Source organism: Pseudoalteromonas sp. P1-25 (assembly GCF_001401805.1).
Classification (GTDB): Bacteria; Pseudomonadota; Gammaproteobacteria; order Enterobacterales; family Alteromonadaceae; genus Pseudoalteromonas.
The window spans coordinates 1-336 of sequence record NZ_LKDW01000108.1 but is presented as its reverse complement, the minus strand read 5'-3'; the positions used below and the strand labels follow the sequence as shown (position 1 = coordinate 336).

Annotated in this window: 1 rRNA gene; it reads right to left on the bottom strand. The window is 39.0% G+C overall.

Annotated elements, in window-relative coordinates:
• Positions 1 to 80 (bottom strand): 16S ribosomal RNA (locus AN393_RS19740); the annotation flags it as partial.
• Positions 81 to 336: the final 256 nt, after the last annotated feature.

Genomic DNA, 336 nt, shown 5'->3' with positions numbered 1-336 from the left:
ACTCTCTGTTACCGCTCGACTTGCATGTGTTAGGCCTGCCGCCAGCGTTCAATCTGAGCCATGATCAAACTCTTCAATTAAAAAGTTTTGTGTCTTTCGACAGCTCAATGAATTCTGAATTTATTTAATATCTTTCGATATTGAATTGACTGTGCTGCAATTCTTTTCTTAAGCAAAACCTAAGTAAGTTATTGCTGTTGGTCACTCAGTTTCAATTGAGACTCTAAATTTGTTTGCCTCACTACCTAAGTAGCTTGGCTGTTAGAACTCAATCTGTACGAGTGCCCACACAGATGATTGCTTTATATTGTTAAAGAACGTTGCGACGTTGTCGCT